The 16944-nt window shown below is 71.6% G+C and carries 12 protein-coding genes and 1 pseudogene; 4 read left to right on the top strand and 9 right to left on the bottom strand.

Translation table 11 applies throughout. The annotated features are described in order from the left end of the window. The first annotated feature begins 10 nt into the window (after positions 1-10). Positions 11-553: a DUF1697 domain-containing protein gene (locus tag AC3EUJ_RS18550; protein ID WP_431962643.1), complete on the top strand. Its 543-nt coding sequence runs from the start codon at positions 11-13 to the stop codon at positions 551-553. A 37-nt stretch (positions 554-590) separates the two neighbouring features. On the opposite strand, the gene AC3EUJ_RS18545 is transcribed toward AC3EUJ_RS18550, so the two are convergent. Both AC3EUJ_RS18545 and AC3EUJ_RS18540 read right to left on the bottom strand, forming a co-directional pair. Beyond that, on the bottom strand, positions 591-1586 hold the full coding sequence (locus tag AC3EUJ_RS18545) for an extracellular catalytic domain type 1 short-chain-length polyhydroxyalkanoate depolymerase (protein ID WP_431962641.1): 996 nt from the start codon (positions 1584-1586) through the stop codon (positions 591-593). Positions 1587-1791: 205 nt separating this feature from the next. Next, a complete protein-coding gene (locus tag AC3EUJ_RS18540) occupies positions 1792-2805 on the bottom strand; it encodes an alcohol dehydrogenase (RefSeq protein WP_431962639.1) in 1014 nt (337 codons plus the stop codon). A gap of 290 nt (positions 2806-3095) precedes the next feature. Between AC3EUJ_RS18540 and AC3EUJ_RS18535 the strand changes: the two genes are divergently transcribed. Further along, positions 3096-3335, top strand: coding sequence for a hypothetical protein (locus tag AC3EUJ_RS18535; RefSeq protein WP_431962637.1), 240 nt, complete (start codon positions 3096-3098; stop codon positions 3333-3335). A 48-nt stretch (positions 3336-3383) separates the two neighbouring features. On the opposite strand, the gene AC3EUJ_RS18530 is transcribed toward AC3EUJ_RS18535, so the two are convergent. The 4 genes from AC3EUJ_RS18530 to AC3EUJ_RS18515 all read right to left on the bottom strand — a co-directional run bounded on the left by AC3EUJ_RS18530 (position 3384) and on the right by AC3EUJ_RS18515 (position 8972). Next, positions 3384-5057, bottom strand: coding sequence for an acyl-CoA dehydrogenase family protein (locus AC3EUJ_RS18530; RefSeq protein WP_431962635.1), 1674 nt, complete (start codon positions 5055-5057; stop codon positions 3384-3386). 28 nt (positions 5058-5085) lie between these two features. Beyond that, a complete protein-coding gene (locus AC3EUJ_RS18525; RefSeq protein ID WP_431962633.1) occupies positions 5086-5703 on the bottom strand; it encodes a TetR/AcrR family transcriptional regulator in 618 nt (205 codons plus the stop codon). An 871-nt stretch (positions 5704-6574) separates the two neighbouring features. Beyond that, on the bottom strand, positions 6575-7780 hold the full coding sequence (locus AC3EUJ_RS18520; protein ID WP_431962729.1) for an acyl-CoA dehydrogenase family protein: 1206 nt from the start codon (positions 7778-7780) through the stop codon (positions 6575-6577). Between the two features lie 568 nt (positions 7781-8348). Beyond that, positions 8349-8972, bottom strand: a complete 624-nt coding sequence (locus AC3EUJ_RS18515) for a TetR/AcrR family transcriptional regulator (protein ID WP_431962631.1) — start codon at positions 8970-8972, stop codon at positions 8349-8351. Positions 8973-9797: 825 nt separating this feature from the next. Between AC3EUJ_RS18515 and AC3EUJ_RS18510 the strand changes: the two genes are divergently transcribed. Continuing rightward, positions 9798-10190, top strand: coding sequence for a hypothetical protein (locus AC3EUJ_RS18510; RefSeq protein WP_431947561.1), 393 nt, complete (start codon positions 9798-9800; stop codon positions 10188-10190). 5 nt (positions 10191-10195) lie between these two features. Beyond that, positions 10196-10863, top strand: a pseudogene (locus AC3EUJ_RS18505) (nucleotidyl transferase AbiEii/AbiGii toxin family protein). A 118-nt stretch (positions 10864-10981) separates the two neighbouring features. On the opposite strand, the gene AC3EUJ_RS18500 reads toward AC3EUJ_RS18505, so the two are convergent. The 3 genes from AC3EUJ_RS18500 to AC3EUJ_RS18490 all read right to left on the bottom strand — a co-directional run bounded on the left by AC3EUJ_RS18500 (position 10982) and on the right by AC3EUJ_RS18490 (position 16824). After that, complete coding sequence (locus AC3EUJ_RS18500; RefSeq protein ID WP_431962629.1) at positions 10982-12565, bottom strand: hypothetical protein; 1584 nt, start codon at positions 12563-12565, stop codon at positions 10982-10984. Positions 12566-13342: 777 nt separating this feature from the next. Continuing rightward, a complete protein-coding gene (locus AC3EUJ_RS18495; RefSeq protein WP_431962627.1) occupies positions 13343-14695 on the bottom strand; it encodes a class I SAM-dependent RNA methyltransferase in 1353 nt (450 codons plus the stop codon). A gap of 77 nt (positions 14696-14772) precedes the next feature. After that, entirely contained in the window at positions 14773-16824 is a 2052-nt protein-coding gene (locus tag AC3EUJ_RS18490; RefSeq protein WP_431962625.1) for an APC family permease, read from the bottom strand. Positions 16825-16944: the final 120 nt, after the last annotated feature.

Below are 16944 nucleotides of genomic sequence, written 5' to 3'. Positions count from 1 at the left end.
ATGTGGCGGGGTGACCGGATACGTGGCGCTCCTGCGCGGGATCAACGTCGGGCCGACGACCAGGCTCCCGATGCAGGACCTGCGGCGGTTGCTGGGGGAGATCGGCGGCACGTCCGTGCGCACCCATCTGCAGAGCGGCAACGCCCTGTTCGAGCACGGGCAGACCGATCCGGAAAGGCTCGCGGACGCGCTGGAAGCGGCCATCGCCGCCGCGTTCGACGGCCGCAAGGTGCCGTGCGTCGTCCGCGAGGCGGCCGGGCTCGCCGGGGTCGTCGAGCGCAACCCCTTCGACATGACGGGCGTCGACCCCGCGCGCTTCCTGGTCACCTTCCTGTCCGGGCCGGTCGAGCCGGACCTGATCGCCGGACTCGACCCGGCCGGCTTCGCGCCCGACGCATTCCGCCCCGGCGAGCGCGAGATCTATGTGCACTGCCCGAACGGAGTGCAGAAGACCCGGCTGTCCCACGCGCTGTGGGAGAAGCGCCTGGGGCTGACGGCCACCGCCCGCAACTGGAACACCGTGACCCGCCTGGCGGCGATGGCCGCGGAGTGACGGACGGGCCGGCGCGCGCCCCGTCACCCCATCCGGTTCAGCCCAGGCCCCAGTCCGTCCCGAGCCGGTAGGCCGCGCAGAGGTCGACGTCGAGCATGTAGGCGGCGGCCGTGCCGCACTGGGCCGCCCCACTGCCCGGGTCGCCGGGCTGGCCGTGGCCCATGCCCGTGATGCTGTACGTCTCGACGACCGCGGCGCCGGAGGCGTCCTTGTACGACCGGTGCGGGAAGCCCGCGACGGTGTCGGAGGCGTCGGCGGTCTGGTCGGCGCCGTGCACATTCGTCCACTGCCGTACGAGGTCGTCCATGTTGACGGGCTTGACCGTGTAGTCGGCGGTGCCCTGGAAGACGGTCAGCCGCGGCCACGGTCCCGCGTAGCCGGGGAAGGCGGCGCGAACCCGGCCGCCCCACTGCCCGGGTGTCTGCGTCGCGCCGACGTACATGCACACGTACGGCGAGCCCGCCGCCTGCGCGCAGCCGTACGGCAGCCCTGCGACGACGCCGCCCGCGGCGTACACGTCGGGGTAGGCCGCCATCATCACCGCGGTCATCCCCCCGCCCGCGGAGAGCCCAGTGACGTACACCCGTGACGGATCGGCGCCGGTGTCGACTATCTGACGGGCGGTCATCTGCCGGATGGCCAGGGCCTCGCCCTGGCCGCGCGCGATGTCGCCGGTCTGGAACCAGTTGAAGCACTGGCTGAGGTTGTTGGCCGAGGTCTGCCCGGGAAGCACCACGGAGAAGCCCCAGCGGTCCGCCAGGGCGGTCCAGCCGCTCTGGGCGCCGTACCCCTGGGCGTTCCGGGTGCAGCCGTGCAGGGCGACCACGACCGGCCGGCCCCGCGGCAGCCCGGCGGGGACGTAGCGGTACATCCGCAGCGCGCCCGGGTTGCTGCCGAAGCCGGTCACCTCCTCGATCGTTCCCGCGGCGTGGGCGGGCCGGACGGGGACGAGCGCGGCGAGGAACGCCACGAGGACGGCGAGCAGGGCGGCGCGCGGGCGGCCCCGTTCAAGTGCGGCTCTGAGTAAGGTCATGCGCCGGACGGTAGGAGCGCTACGGCGCCCGCGACATGGCCCGGGGCACCACAACGCGGAGGCCGCGCGTGGTGCCCCGGCGGCCGCGGGGGCAGTCCCCGCGTGATCACGACTCCCCGGTCGATGGGCCGTGGTCCCGGCAGTGCGGCAGAGGCCGCGGGCCGGGGGCGACCGGATTGCCCCCGGCCGGCGGCACCCGGGCGGCTCAGGGGACGAGGACCATGCGGAAGCGCGCGGCGCCCGACATCATGCGGGCGAAGGCCTCGTTGGCCTCCTCCAGCGGCACCGTCTCGGTCATCGGGCGGATCCCGGCGAGCGCGCTGAAGTTCATCGTGTGCTCGATGTCGCGTGAGGTGCCGGAGGGGTGGCCGACGACCGAACGCGCCGAGAGGATCAGCTGGGCCGGTGTGATCGGCAGCGGCTGGTCGTCGATGCCGATGACGATCAGTTCGCCGCAGGGCCGCAGACCGTCGGCGCCCGCCGCCATGGCCTGGGAGTTGGAGGCCGTGGCGAGCACGGCGGTGGCCCCGCCGAGGGCCTGCAGTGCCTTGGCGGTGTCGGTGGCGGCGCTGTCGATGTAGTGGTGGGCGCCGAGTTCCATGGCCAGGGCCCGCTTGTCCTCGCCGCGTGCGACGGCGACGGTCTCGAGGCCGGACTTCGCCGCGTACTGCACGGCCAGGTGTCCGAGTCCGCCGATGCCGATCACCGCGACCAGGTCGCCGGGCCGGGCGGCGCTCTTGCGGAAGGCGTTGTACGTGGTGACGCCGGCGCAGCCGAGCGGCGCCGCCTCGACGGCGGTGAGCCCGTCGGGAATCCGGGCGAGGGCGTTGACCGGCGCGACCATGTGGGTGGCGTAGCCGCCGTCGTACCTCCAGCCGGGTACCTGAAGGTTCCGGCAGACGATGAAGTCGCCCTCCCGGCAGGGCGGGCAGTGCCCGCAGTGGCCGCCGAACCAGCCGACCTCCACGCGGTCGCCGACCGCCCAGTGCCGCACGCCCTCGCCGAGGGCGTCGATGCGCCCGGCCACCTCGTGGCCCGCGACGAGGGGGAAGGACAGGTCGGGGAAGGCGTTGTGGACCATGCCGGCGTCGCTGTGGCAGACACCGGACGCCTCGACGGCGATGCGCACGTGTCCGGGGCCCGGCTCGGGTAGTTCGCGCTCGACGATTTCGAATGGTCCGCCCGGTTCGGAGACCTGGGCCACCCGCATGGAGTTCATTGCCCGTCCGTGGTGTGAGGGGTGTGGCGCGTGTGGCGCCCTGTACACCCATCGTGGCCCGGAGGACGTGATTTCTCGCGTCGAGCACCGGTCGCGGGGGCCGGCACGGCGGGGCGTAGGTGGCGCACAACCGACCGATGGCCGGCGTGAAACCCCGCCGGCCTGCTCGGCCTCCTGCACCGCCCGAGCCTGTGCTTCCCGGCGACGACCATGCCGGAAGGCTCGCCGCAGCCGACCCGGACGTGGGCCGACGGACGGAGGGCATGCGCTCGTCGACAGCGTGCGCGGCCATGCGAAGACGCGGCGCCCGGGACCCGCGCGTGACCGTCGCCGTCTCCGACCCGGACGGCGCGTCGCCCTGCCTCCAGGTCTGCGGGCGTGTGCGCGAGCTGCCCACGCGGGGCACGGTCGAGCACATCGAAAGGCTCTCGCCCAGGTACACCGGCCGGCCACACCCCTGGTACGGAGGCCGTGACCAGGCGCGCGGTATGTACGTGACCGAGGCCGAGAGCATCAGCGGTGCGGCCTGACCCCGTGGGTCCGCGACCTCGGCAGGCGGCCGCGGACCCCGCAACCGTTCACCCCGTGGCCCCCGGTACGCGGTCGATGACCGCGGCCAGGTCCGTACCAGTGGGCAGTGTGCCGAAGGCCAGGCCCCGGTCGCCGGCCAGCCGGGAGGCGCAGAAGGCGTCCGCGACCGCGGCCGGGGCGTGCCGCACGAGCAGGGAGCCCTGCAGCACCAGGGCCAGGCGCTCGACGAGACGGCGGGCCCGCAGCGGGGCGTCCTCGGAGGGCACGAGCTCGCCACGTACCTGTCGCCATGCCGCGTCGAGGCGGGCGTCCGCACCGGAGGCGGCCTCGATCTCGGCACGGAAGGCCTCCAGGGAGTCCGGCTCGCGGGTCAGGGCGCGCAGGACGTCGAGGGCGTTGACGTTGCCGGAACCCTCCCAGATGCCGTTGAGCGGGGCCTCGCGGTAGAGCCGGGGCATGCCGGACGCCTCGTCGTAACCGTTGCCGCCCAGGCACTCCAGCGCCTCCGCGACCGCCGCCGGCTGCCGCTTGCACACCCAGTACTTGCCGACCGCCGTGGCCAGCCGCAGGAACGCCCGCTCCTGGGCGTCCCCGCGCCGGGCCCGGTCGACGGCTCCGGCGACGCGCAGGGCGAGGGTGGTGGCGGCCTCGGACTCCAGACCGAGGTCGGCGATGACGTTGCGCATCAGGGGCTGGTCGATGAGCCGGGCCCCGGACACCGAACGGTGCCGGACGTGGTGGGCCGCCTGGGCGAGCGCGGCCCGGGTGCCGGAGGCGGAGCCGAGGATGCAGTCGAGCCGGGTCATGGTGACCATCTCGATGATCGTGCGTACGCCCTGGCCCTCCGGGCCGACCGGCCAGGCGACGGTGTCGTCGAACTCCGGTTCGCTGCTGGCGTTGCTGCGGTTGCCGAGCTTGTCCTTCAGCCGCTGGATGCGGAAGGTGTTGCGGCTGCCGTCCGGCAGCACCCTGGGTACGAGGAAGCAGGACAGGCCCCCGGGGGCCTGCGCGAGGACGAGGAACAGGTCGTTCATGGGCGCGCTGGTGAACCACTTGTGCCCGCGCAGCCGCCAGGTGCCGTCCGGCTGCTCGGTGGCGGTGGTGGTGTTGGCCCGCACATCGGTGCCGCCCTGCTTCTCCGTCATCCCCATGCCGGCGAGGAGTCCGCGCTTGGCCGCGGGAACACGCAGGCCCGGGTCGTAGGCGCGGCTGGTCAGCAGGGGCTCGTACACCGCCGCGAGGTCCCGGGCCGCGCGCAGCGCCGGGACGACGGCGTAGGTCATGGACACCGGGCAGCCGTGGCCGGCCTCTGCGGTGCTCCACACCATGAAGCCGGCCGCACGGGCCACGTGCGCGCCGGGCCGTTCGTCGGCCCAGGGGGCGCCACCGAGTCCCTCGGTGAGGGCGACCTCCATGAGCGCGTGGTAGGAGGGGTGGAAGTCCACCTCGTCGACGCGGTTGCCGTACCGGTCGTGGGTGCGCAGCACCGGCTCGTACCGGTTGGCCTCCTCGGCCCAGCGCTGCACCTGCTCCGATCCGGCGAGCCGGCCCAGGCGGTGCAGGTCGTCGAGGTACCACCCGGCCCCCTCGCGGCGCACGCCCTCCAGCAGGACGATGTCGTCGGCGACGTCGTGACCCACCAGCGGCGGCGGCTGGTTGGTCACCTCGTGCGTACGCGCCGTGGGGTTGCTGCGCGGCGCGGTGTCTGCGATCGCGGTCATGGCAGTCGGCCCTTCGTGGTCGTGGGAGTCAGACGGCGGGCGTGGCGCCCGCGCAGCGCAGGGACATCGCCACCAGTTCGGCGACGAGGTGGTCGGCGGCCGCTCCCTCGGCGGGGGTGGCCAGCGGGTCCACCAGGACCTCGCCGATGGCCCCCGTCAGCGCCGCCGCGGTGACCTCCGGGTCCTGGACGGGCAGGAGTCCTGCGGCGATCCCCTCGCGGACCACCTCGGCGAAGACGGCGCGGTAGCGGCGCCGGAAGTCGAGCCGTTCCACGCCCACCGCCGGTTCCGCGGGGGCCGCGAGCAGGGCGTGGGCCAGTCCGCGGTTCTGCATGGCGCGGCGGGCGAAGACCGTGACCCCGAGGGTCAGCCGCTGGACCGGATCGCCGCTGCCGTCGCGCAGCACCTCGCCGAGGACCTCGACCTCCCGTTCCGAGGCGCGTCGGAACACCTCGACCGCGAGCGCGCCCTTGGAGGGGAAGTGCTGGTACACCGTGCCCACGGACATGCCCGCCGCGGCCGCCACCGCCGTGACGGACGCGTTCGCCCAGCCCACCTCGGCGACGACGGCCGTGGCCCGCACCACCAGGTGCTCCCTGGCGGCGGCCAGGCGGTCCCGCACTGCGGGCGTCTTGCGGTAGGCCATGGGAACAAGTGAAGCACCGTTCAGAGCTTCAAGCCACCCTTCGGTCGACAGCGCCGCCCCTGAGCCGGGCGTACGCGCGCGACCGCCCCGACGACCGGCGGATCCTCACGGTGATTCGTTCGCAGCGGGCCGAGGCGTCGATGACGCTCGTCGTCCGGTCGTCCGGTAGACCGCCGCGGCCGGCGGCGGCACAGGACTACGAGGACTTCGAGCAGGAAGTGGTCGAGCAGTTGTGCCGCGGCTGGGCTGCGGCCGGACCCCTCCGCCGCTCTGATGGTGCCGCCGGGGATCTGCTCACGGTGCCGGCAGCGGCCGGTGCCGAGTCAGGGCGCGACGTGCCGCCACCGCTGCCGGCCGCGCCCGCCCGTGTCACCCGCCGCCGTGCCGGCAGTGCGGGACGGCCGCCGACCACGGCACGGCGTTCATCCGCAGACGGTGAACCCGGTCGGCTCGGCGGCGTGCTCGGTCCCCGGTTCGGCCCGCAACCGCACTTGGTGCCGGCACGGGCGGCCACCTGCCCCGCGGGGGCCACGTCCTCCCGGTCGGCGTGGCGCCGGTGAGGACGGCCGGCACGGCGCCGGGCGGGTGGCCGGGGGGCCGGTAGGAACTGCCGGCTGTGGTGCGGCTGCCGCGCGAGGCGGCGTGTCAGGGCCGGCCGGGACTCAGGGTGCTCATGACGGGTCCTTCCGTGCGGTGGGAGGTCGCGGGAGCGGAGGGGCACTGGCCGGAGGACCGGAAGGAAGCGCTCGCCGCGGCGCCGCGCGACGGCGTCCTCACACCCGCAGCCCCCGCGGCTCGCCCCCTGGGATGACGAAGTCCGAGGGGGCTTCCTCCGCCTCGTCCTCAGCGTCAGCTGGTGATGACGCGCCGGTCAGACCATGAGGCTGACGCGATCGGCGATTCCCAGCATGGACTTGCCGTACACCTCCAGCCCCACGGCCGGGACCAGGCCGGCGTGCCGTGCCGCCGTGTTCGCGTCGCGCCAGATGCGCTGGAGGGCGCTGGCGTCGGCGAAGGCGGACGAGCCGTGGGCGTTCAGCAGTGTGTTGATCGACTCGAGAACCTGCTGGGCCGCATAGCCTGCCCGCGCGCGGATGTGGGCGCGGGCCGGATAGTCCAGCGGGCCCGATGCGGCGGCCTCGTCCACCTCGGCCACCGCGCGGTAGGTGTGCAGCCGGGCCGTCTCCAGCTTCAGCGCGGCCTCGGCGACCTGTGTCTGGAACGCCACGGAGTCCGCCTGGCGGCCGTGCACGGTGAAGGACAGGGGCTTTGAGGCGGCCGCCTCCACGACCGTGTCCAGGGCGGCTTGCGCCAGCCCGAGCAGCGGTCCGACCAGGCACAGCAGCAGCATCGGGCCGAACGACGAGCCGTACAGCGCCTCGTCACGGGATGAGCGCGGGTACGCACCTTCCGCGGCGGCCGGCACTGACATCACCCGGTGTTCGGGCACGAACACCTCGTGCGCGACCAGGGTGTTGCTCGCGGTTCCCCTCATGCCCGCCGTGTGCCAGGTGTCCTCCACAGTGAGTTGCGAGGCGGGAATCAGCACCAGTGCCTGGTCAGTGACCGCACCGTCGGCATCCTTGAGCAGCACCCCGACCGCCGCCCATGTGGCGTAGGGAGCACCGGAGTTGTACGACCAGCGGCCACTGACCCGCCAGCCGCCCGGCACCTGATCGCCCATACCCGTCGGCGCTGCCACACCGCTCACCCGCGCGTCCGGATCGGCGCCGAAGACCTCCTCCTGCGCCTTGTCGGGGAAGAGGCACGCCAGCCAGTTGGTCACCGAGAGGATCATGGCGACCCACGCCGCCGAGCCATCGGCCGCCCCGAGCGTCTCCGACACCCGGGTCAGCGTCCGCAGGTCGGTCTCGTAACCGCCGTACCGCTTGGGCGTCAGCAGTCGGAACACACCGGCTTCCGCCAGTGCCTCGACGACTTCCCGGGGCACCACACGGTCTGTGTCACCTTGTGCGGCATGCTTCCGCAGCAGCGGCTGCAAGGCGACCGTCCGCGATACCAGTTCGGCCCTGACTTCGTCCTCGACAGAACCGCCCGGCATGCCGTCGTCGCGCATGGTGCTCACTTCTCATCGTCTCCATCAGTCGTGGATCACGTACGCGGAAACAAGACCGGAACGCCGCGGGGCGGCGGCCGTGTCGGCCGGACCGTCGCGGGGTGCTGGTGGCGCTGCGGTGCGGCGTATGGCGAGGTGCCCGCGCCGAAGCGTTCGAGCTCGCACCGGTTGCTTTCCGCGGAACGGTTCTCCGGCTTCCGTGACGCACACGCCATTTCGTTGCACGTGCTCGTGCTCCGAAAGCGTAGGCACGTGAGAGCATCCGGTCAAATTTCAGCGCACGGCCGTGTGCACCGGAAGTCGCGTCGGGTGTGTCGAGGCATCGCGTGTGACTCTCGGGGCGAACTCGCGAGGAGCCTCACGGTGAGGGCGGTGGCGAGCGGGCCACCCAGGAGGCTTCGCAGGTGGCGGTCACTCCGCAGGGAGCGGCGAGGCCGGCCCGTACGGCGCTCCGCGATGTCGGGACGGTGGGTGCCCGGGGGTGTGCGTGATGATCCGGGCGACGATGGCTCGCGGAGCCGGAGGGACGGGGTCGCGGTCCGCGGCCGGCCGGCGACGCCGGTTTGTCTCAGTGGGCGGCAGACCGCTTCGCAACCGAGTCGATGAACGAGGACATCAAGTCCACGGCGGCCGTCACGTCCAGGCCGCTGTCGCGCACGAGCGACCGCCAGGTACCGAAGGCCGTGGCGTGCCGGACTGCCGCTAGGAGGAGGGTGCGGCCGTTCGCGGCGGGCGTCCGGTCCACGGTCAGGGCCTCGCACACGGTGTTCATGTACACGCGGAAGGTCGCGAGGCTCTCCTTGACCTCGATGACCTGGTCGCTGTCCCGGAGTGTGTTGGCGAGCATCCGCTCAACGGAGCCGTAGAAGGAGTAGAGGTCGCCGAGTGCCGTCGTGGTCCGCTCACCGGGTGACGCGATCGCTCGCCACGCTGTCACATCCGGCCACGGGTGGCGCTGCCAGTACTCACTGGAGCACGCCCGCAGCAGGTCGGTCTCGGTCGGGAAATGGCGGTAGACCGTGTGCCGCTGCACCCCCGCCAGCGCCGCGATGTCGGCGATGGTGGTGCGGGCCGGTCCCACCTTCGCGTGCAGCGAGATCGCCGCCTCTGTGATGCGCCGACGCGTCTCGTTCATTGCGTCGGCGCGGCGCCGGAGCTCGTACTTCCGCGTGGTCCGCTGTCCGTCGGCCATCGCCCCTCCTCCGGCTTGTTGTGATGAGCGCGCCCGACCGCTGTGCGCGGGCGCGCTGGGGCCTCGGGTCCTGCCAGCCTAGATGATCAATTCCAAGGTGGGTGCGGGGCTGCCCCGGGTCAGCGCGAAACGGGGAAGTGAGAGCCCGAGTTCTTCGTGCAGGGCCTCCAGCGCACGCCGCTCGCACTCCGGTTCACGGGCCTGGGCTGATGCGCCGCGGTGCGCCTGACACGTGGATCGCGCAAGCAGCACGTTGGTGACGCCCGCGACCGCCGGGCAGCCGCAGCGCCCGGGTCCACCGAGCGCTGCGGCCGGTCGGAACCGCGTTCGACCATGACCTTGCGTGACGGCCCGTCTGTTCCCTCGACGGGCCGTTTCGCCGTGTCGGACCGGAGGTGGGCAGGCCGGCGCCGAGGTGTTCCGGACCGAGTTCCTGCGTCACCGGTGCGAACGCCGTCCGACCAGGGTCCGGTTCGTCATCGGCGACGACCCTTGGGATTGGTCAAGGTGCGCGACCGGCTCAGGTCAGGAGCCCTTCGCGGCCGGCTCCAGGATGGCGACGCACTCCACCTGATGCGTCATCGGGAAGGTGTCAGCCTGAGCGAGTGAGGGAAAAGGCCAGGTCGGATACGCCTTCACGACTCATCGCGAGGCGTGCGGAGGCCCAGAGCGTCAAACGAGCGTCACGGCCGAAAGCCCATCCCGCCTACCTCGGGGCAGACCAAGCTGTCACAACCGGCTCCCCAGCAGGATCTGCCCCTCGCACTCCAGACTCGGCTCGCTCATCATGACCCGCGCCCCTCCTCCGGCCGCCATAATGGACTCATGCCCCCCAGCTCACAGCACGCCGCACCCCCGCCGAGGGACCTCCCTGGCGCGGACGCCGACGACCTGGGGCTGTACCGGGAGAAGTTCCGGCGGCGTCTACCGGAGTCGCTGAACGAGTTGCACGGTCCGACCCAGGGGGTCGTGGAGCTACCACTGCACATGGCCTGGTCCGGGATGACCTCGTACGACCTGGGCAAACCGCGCCAGCGCATGGGCCTGTACCGCACCGTCCTGCACGAGGGCCTGCACGACGACCTGCCCCGCTACCTCAACCAGGACCTCCTCCTCCAGCTGTGGCCGGTACTGCGCACCCTCGTCGGCCGCACCGTGCGCGCCGTATGGGAAGACGCCTTCCCCCAGCTCGCCTCACGCACCCGGGCAGCCGCGTGACTGACATGCCGGAGCTGCACACGCGGCTCCTGGCGGACGTGATCGCGCTCGGTTCCCCGTATCCCCTGGTTCTCACCGGTGATACGCCGTGCGGGCACATCGCCTCGTGAACCGCCCCAGCCAAGACCTCGACGTCGCCACCGAGAACCCGGCGCCCATGGCCGACATCGCCGCTACGCTCCGCGCCGGCCTGGAAGCCCGCGGTTGGACGGTGCACGCGCTGGAAACCGCCCCGCTGTCCGCCCGCTTCACCGTGTCCGACCCCGCCACCGGGCAGGAGTGCGAAGTCGACATCCTCAAGGAGATCTTCTGGCGGCCGGTCGCCCAGAGCCCGTACGGCCCCGTCCTCGCGGAGGAGGATGTGATCGGGACCAAGGTCCGCGCCCTCGCCGACCGCGGAGCGCCCCGCGACCTGATCGACGTGTTCGCGGCCTCCCGCCGCTGGACCAATGCCGAGCTCGAGGAGTTCGGCCGTCGCCACGCCCGCGGCCGCTTCGAGCGCGAGGATCTGCAGGCGAACCTCACGGGCGCCGAGTGGACCGACGATGAAGCCTTCGCCGCCTATGGGCTCGATGACGCCACGATCACCGCGCTCCGCGCTTGGGCCATGGAGTGGGCCAACGACCTCGCGGCCCTTCTCCTCGAAGAGGCCGATGATCCGGACATCGGCTGATACGTCCAAATAAGACGCGGTGAGACTGCTGGACTTGCGCGCTAAAATCCGCCGTACCGAACAGTGCCAGGGTGGTCACCATGAGTGCCCACGGATGCAAGGTGCCCGCCTGGGCCAGCTACAGGTGCAGTCCCACATGGTTCACGATGAACCGCTTCTCCTCGGAGTCGAGGGCGAAGTAGATGCGTCCGACCTCATTGGGCGAGACGGCGTCCCGGACCTTGATGTGCGGCAGTCCGTCCCAACGCTTTCCGTTGAAAATGAAGTAGCGCTTGTCCTTGTCCTTGCTGAGTTTCTCGTCGTTGGGCGCGAACTTCAGTCCGTGGTTGTCGTAGAACCACTGGGCCAGCCTGGGCATCCTGCCGGAATTGGAGTACAGGTCCGTCGCAGCCTGCGCGAGGGCGGTCAGCCGGTCGGTCATCTCCTGGGGGTACGGGTAGCGGGAGTCCTTCCAGGCACGCGCCGCTCTCGCCGTGAACACGATGTGCTCCTCCGATGCCTTAACGAGGGCTTCGAAAGTGGGTACGGCGTCCGTTCCCAGAGGAGGAATCTCGCTCCAGGCGTCGAATGTGGCCGCCTGCCCGCCGCCCTTCGACAGGTTTAGGTACTCGTTCTTCCAGTAGTCCCGGTCCTGACGCAGGGCCTCAGCGGTGGCGGCATCGTCTCGCGCCTTGTCGCGTTCCTCCATGCAGCTCTGTGCCAGGTCCTCCCAGGATGTGGCGTCCTCTTCGAGCTGCCGGACACGTTTCTGCAGCGCTTCGAGCTCGGCGGTCGTGTCTCCGGCGGCCTGGGCACGCGACAACTGCTCCGCCGCCCTGCGGGCTCCCGCGCGGTACGACGCCTGTCGCGCACGCTCCCACGCCGTGTCACTGCCGCGGGCGATGACAGACAGATGGGCGAGCGACGGCATCAGCCGCCGTTCCACGAAGGCCGTCTGAGACACCTCCTCCCGTGAGTAGGCGGGGTGCTCCAAGCCGAGGTCGGGCCAGACCAGCCGGGCGCCACCGCTGGGTACGGCCACCTGCTCGTGGGCCCGGCGGACGGCCTGTGCGGTCACGTAATTCAGGGTCACCACCTGGGCCAGGCCCGCGAGTTGTCCCGACGCATCGGCCGCCGCGCTCCATCCCGCCTGGTCCCTTGGGTGCATCAGGAGAATGGGGAGGCGCGTGCGCAGCGCCAGGACGTCGAGGAGTACGTCAACGTGACTCTCCTCCCGGATCCTCTCGTATCGCCCTGTGGCGAGCTGGCTCAGCACCCGCACTTCGAGTCGCTCGTCGCCGAGCACCGCCCGCAACAGGTTGGGGCGCTTGAGCGGCGGATCCTGCACCGGCGCTATCCAGCCGTCGGGGATCTCCCTGCCCATGACGATCCTGAGCCCGCCGCCTTCCCCCGACTGGGAGACCGTGACCCGGGTGACAAACTGGGCCGGTCCCGTAGACAGCGGCTGGTGGATGGTCATGCGCAGGGCGCGGGTGAGTTCGTCGCCCGCCACGGTCCAGCTCACTGTGCGGTCACCATGGCCGGGAATCTTGCCGGCGAGCACCGCCCGGCCATCCCTGTCGAGTTCGGTCGCCGACGGTGCCGATACGCGTCCGTGGTGGCCGAGCCAGTCGGCGAGATGGCCGCGAAGGCTCTCGTAGACGTGGCCCGGCTGCTCCTGGGCGGACCGGATGTCGAAACTGACGGCATACAGCGCCTGCACGGCGGCTCCCCTCACCCCAATGCCCTGTGCGACGACCGTTTCCCCCTCGAAAGCGGTCAGGGCACCGCTCGGAGAGCAACCGTAATACCGCCGCGCCCAGGTCCGTAATGCCCTGGGCGGGGCTTCGGGGCCGACCGTCCGGTCAACCGAACGCCAGAGCTGCTGGCCCCGACGGCCAGATGAAACGGGGAGCCGTCGTGCACTCCGCCCAGACCGTCTTGCCGGGCCGGGGCGGTGGCGTACGCCCAGTCGGCGGCGAGCGCATCGACAAGGAGCAGCCTGCGGCATTCGCCCTCGTCCGGATCGGGAACCGGTCGCGGCAGCCGGGTGGGGTGAAGGTCGGTCACCTCGATTCGGACGACGCCCAGACTTTCGTCGTGGGAAAGGGGCGGGTCTAAGCACCGCCCGGGACGCGGCCGTGGAGAACGGCGTTCGCGGCGAGTTCGGCGATGACCAGGACGACCGTGTCGTGTGCCTCGGTACCGTGCGCGTGGCCCCCGCGCGGTTACTGACTTTCGAACGCCGAGAACTGAGCTGCCCGGTGTGGTGCGAGATACCGAGATCATCCAGCGATGGCCCCAGTAACGCCCAGAGCCCCGAAGCGAGCGTCAGCCGAGCGTCAAGATTCCTCGACGGAACCGCTGAAAGCGCCGCCGAAGCGGCCGTCCGCCTCAAGAAGTCGCAGGTCAGGCAACCTTCAAGGGTCGGTCCGTCCATTCGACCCGCTGCATGGAGAGGAACAGGTCGGTCGCCCCGCCTGCGCCACAAAGCCGCAGGTCAAGCGCCCTTCACGGCAGGCTCAAGGATAGCCACGCACTCCACGTGGTGCGTCATCGGGAACAGGTCGAACGCGCGCATCCGCCGCGGGGCGTACCCGGCCGCCGCGAAGTAGCCGAGGTCGCGGGCGAGGGCGGCGGGGTCGCAGGCGACGTAGGCGATGCGGCGGGGGCCGAGGGAGGCGACGTGCTCCACGGTGGCGCGGCCGGCACCGGTGCGGGGCGGGTCGAGGACGACGAGGTCGGCCTCGGTGATCCCGGTGCGGGGCAGTACGGACTCGACCTTGCCCTGCTCGATGCGGACCCGGTCGAGGTCGGCCAGGTTGTGGCGCGCGTCCTCCACGGCGCGCTTGCCCGACTCGATGCCGAGGACCGCGCCGGTCTCGCCGACCCGCTCGGCCAGCGCGCCCGCGAACAGGCCCACACCGCAGTAGAGATCCAGGGCGGTCTCGCCCTTGCGTGGCATGAGGCCCTGCATGACGGCTTCGACCAGGAGCTCGGCGGCTTTCGGGTGGACCTGCCAGAAGCCCCCCGAACCGACCCGCCAGGTGCGGTCGATCGCGCGCTCGCGCACGAAGCCGCGGCCGTGCACACGGTGGACGCCGCCCTGCTCGTCGACCCGCAGGACGGAGACGGGGCGGTCCAGCTCGACGATGGGGAGCCGGCCGCCGGGGCGCGGGGTGACGATCACCTGACGGTCGGAGGAGCCGGTGGCGGCGATGGCCTCGACCGAGGCGATGCCCGGCCAGTCGCGGGACTCGACGCCCAGTTCGGAGACCCCGGGGGCGGCGATCAGGCAGCGGTCGATGCGCTCCACCTCGTGCGAGCGGTGCCGGCGCAGGCCCGCGTGGCCCTCGGCGTCGACGGCGTACTGGACGCGGGTGCGCCAGGCCGGGACCTCGCCCTTGGCGACCTTGTCGCCGGGGGCGGGCTCGACGGTGCCGTCCCAGCCGGCCTCCTCGGGGGTGAGGTGGGCGAGCCGCCGCAGTTGCTCGGTGATCACCTGCACCTTGAGCCGGCGCTGCGCGCCGGGTGCCGCGTGCTGCCAGTCGCAGCCGCCGCACTTGCCGGGGCCGGAGAACGGGCAGGGTGCCTCGACGCGGTCCGGGGAGGCCTGAAGGACCTCCACGGCGTCGGCGCGCAGGAAGCGTGAGTCCGGGCCGCCCTCGGTGATCTCGGCGACGACGCGCTCACCGGGCAGTGCGTGCCGGACGAAGATCACCTGCGGCCGGTCATGGCCCGGCAGGACCGTCCGCGCGATGCAGTGGCCGCCGTGCGCGACCGGGCCGACCTCGACCTCGTAGCGCTCGCCGACGAGGGCGTCGGCCTCAGGGGCCTTCGTACGGTGCTGCATGACGGAACAGGCTCCTGGAGGCAGGGGGCGGGGAAGGACGGCAGCTCACCAGTCTACGGCCCGTCGCCGCCCCCGTTTCACGCCCGCCCGCTGGACTCCCGGTGCCGCTTGGACGGTCCCACCTCGCCGCGTCGCACGGAGCCCGGCGCGTTCCACTCGGCGCCCTTGCGGGCCCGCTGCTTGGCGCGCTCGGAGGACTCCAGCTGCCAGGGCACGGAGGTGACCATGACACCAGGGGTGAACAGGAGCCGCCCCTTGAGCCGCAGGGCGCTCTGGTTGTGCAGCAGGTGCTCGTACCAGTGACCGACCACGTACTCCGGGATGAAGATCGACACCACGTCGCGCGGGCTGCTGCGGCGCAGGCTCTTGACGTAGTCGATGATCGGCCGGGTGATCTCGCGGTACGGCGAGTCCAGCACCTTCAGCGGCACCTCGATGCCGCGCCGTTGCCACTCGGCCTGCAGGGCCTTGGTGTCGGCCGGGTCCACGTTGATGCTGAGCGCCTCCAGCGTGTCCGACCGGAAGAGCTTGGCGTACGACAGGGCCCGCAGGGTGGGCTTGTGCACCTTGGAGACCAGGACGATGGAGTGCACGCGGGAGGGCTTGACCTCCTCCTCGCTGCGCTCCTCGGCGGCCGCGAGCTCGCTGGAGACCCGGTCGTAGTGGCGCCGGATGGCCGTCATCATGCCGTAGAAGAGGACCATGCCCAGAACGGCGACCCAGGCGCCGTGCGTGAACTTGGTGAGCAGCACGACGACGAGGACGAGCCCGGTGAAGAAGGCACCGAAGGTGTTGATCGCCCGGGAGCGGATCATGTGGCGGCGCGCGACGGGGTCGGTCTCGGTGGCCAGGTGCCGGTTCCAGTGCCGGACCATACCGGTCTGGCTGAGGGTGAAGGAGACGAAGACGCCGACGATGTACAGCTGGATCAGCCGGGTCGAGTCGGCCCCGTAGATGTAGACCAGCACGCAGGCGAAGGCGGCGAGCAGCACGATGCCGTTGCTGAAGGCGAGACGGTCGCCGCGGGTGTGCAGCTGGCGCGGCAGGTAGCGGTCCTGGGCGAGGATCGAGCCGAGCACCGGGAAGCCGTTGTACGCGGTGTTGGCGGCCAGGAACAGGACCAGCGCAGTGGCACCGGCCAGGAGGACGAAGGGGATCGACCCGTCGCCGAAGACGGCGGAGGCGACCTGGGCGATCACCGGGTCCTGGGTGTAGCCGGGGCCGACCGGCCTGCCGTTCACCAGCAGGTCGGCGGCCGGGTTCTCGGCCATGCGCACGTTGGTGTTGAGGGCGAGCGCGATGATGCCGCAGAACATGGTGACGGCCAGGACGCCCATCAGCGCCAGGGTCGTCGCGGCGTTCTTGGACTTCGGCTTGCGGAAGGCGGGCACGCCGTTGCTGATCGCCTCGACGCCGGTGAGCGCGGCGCAGCCGGAGGAGAAGGCCCGCAGCAGGAGGAAGACGAGCGCGAAACTCGCGAGTCCGGTGTGCTCGGCCTTGATCGTGTAGCCGGCGGTCGGCGCGTGCATCTCGTCGCCGATCGCGATCCGGAAGATCCCCCAGGCCAGCATGCAGAAGACGCCGAAGACGAAGGCGTAGGTGGGGATGGCGAAGATCGTGCCCGACTCGCGCACACCGCGCAGGTTCATCAGCATGAGCAGGACGATCATGCCGATGGCGCCCAGCACCTTGTGCTCGACGAAGAACGGCACGGCCGAGCCGAGGTTCTCCACGCCGGAGGCGACCGACACGGCCACGGTGAGGACGTAGTCGACCAGCAGGGCGCTGGCCACGGTGAGCCCGGCGCGCGGGCCGAGGTTGGTCGTCGCGACCTCGTAGTCGCCGCCGCCGGAGGGGTACGCGTGCACGTTCTGCCGGTACGAGGCGACGACGGTGAACATCAGCACGACGACCGCGACCGCGATCCAGGGGCTGAAGTGGTAGGCCGACACTCCCGCGATCGACAGGACGAGGAGAACCTCTCCGGGCGCGTACGCCACGGACGACAACGGGTCGGAGGCGAAGACGGGGAGCGCCAGCCTCTTGGGGAGGAGCGTCTCTCCGAGCCTGTCGCTGCGGAGCGCCCGCCCGATCAGGATCCGTTTCGGAAGGTCGGTCAGTTTGGACACCCCGCGATGTTAGAGGATCGTCAAGACTTCCGATCCCCCCGCCCACCTATCAAGGGGTTGCGCGCGTGTGTAGCTTTGGGCGCGGTCTGAGACCCTGAGAGGGATCGGCCGGAATTGTTG

Source organism: Actinacidiphila sp. bgisy160, assembly GCF_057707815.1.
This window is presented reverse-complemented; position numbering and strand designations above follow the sequence as displayed.